Genomic DNA, 1,080 nt, shown 5'->3' with positions numbered 1-1,080 from the left:
TGAGTTTGAATTACCCTCTGACGCTGATAAATCGAAACGCTAATCTTAGTATTCAAGGGGCCATTCATTTTGTAAAGCAGTAAGCTTAAGCGGCTGAATAAGAACCGTGACCATTTAATGAAATTAAGAAGAAAGCCTCTCACAGCGCCATACTGCTCTTTTTAGGCTGCAATATTGACAGCACTAAAAACCCTCGCCCTGCTAAGCCATACCATCCGGATGAAGGTGGACGTTAAGTAAGGAGATGATGAAAGGGAGCCACCTGACTCAGCGTTTAATCGAAGAAGGTCCCTGTCGTATGACAAAAGAAGGTTGCCGCGCCGTTTTTTTTGCTTGTCCTTAAGTATTTATTTTTCTATTGATTTAATTATTTATCTTTATACGTAGTGTTCATAAGCGCAGCCCCTTATTGATGGCCATTGTAGCGGTCTTTTTTATCCTTCCTTTCTTGCACGGCCTTTCTTATAAAAAACCGTGAATAGAGAAATCCCTTCCGAATGAGACTGCGTGCGCAAGATAACCCTGAATAACCTGTTGGGAGAAACCAGAAAAATGAGAGATAGAGCAGGGTAGGCTAAGGTTCAGACGTGCTGATCCCTCCGCCTTCGCGGAGACGAACGTGTCTTTTTAATTAGGGGCCAGGTCCGGTTGATACTCACTAAAGAAGGCTGAGGTTGATTGCGCATAGGTGTTTAACGTTGACGCATTGAAGATCTCTTGTATCCCTGACGCTATCTTACGGAAAGAGAGCCATTGAAAGCTCAGTCCTTTCTTTGTCTGGCGTTCCCGTGTTGCGAGGATCAATTCGCTGATGTTGGTGTAACGCACGACTTTTAAGTCATTAAAGAAGCGAGGTGTAAACTGTTTGTACGCGGGTGCACTGCGTATCGTCCCTTCGTCTTGGTCGACACACACATTGATCCGCTCACTGTGAAAATAGCTGGCACGCTTTAGATACTTCACCGCTTTAGCAAAGGACTTCGGCGAAATAAACTCTCCAAAGCGCAACGCATAATCTTCTTGAAGCTGGTCGTAGCTGATGGTTTTCAATCCCGCTTCGGTGGGCAAACCGATGCGCCC

General features: G+C 45.2%; 1 pseudogene. It reads right to left on the bottom strand.

Going from position 1 to position 1,080, the window contains the following annotated elements:
* Window positions 1-627: 627 nt before the first annotated feature.
* A pseudogene (locus ACED25_RS23530) lies at window positions 628-1,080 on the bottom strand (hypothetical protein); the annotation flags it as partial.

This window comes from Vibrio sp. 1F263 (assembly GCF_041439035.1).
GTDB classification, from domain to species: Bacteria; Pseudomonadota; Gammaproteobacteria; order Enterobacterales; family Vibrionaceae; genus Vibrio; species Vibrio tasmaniensis_A.
This window is presented reverse-complemented; position numbering and strand designations above follow the sequence as displayed.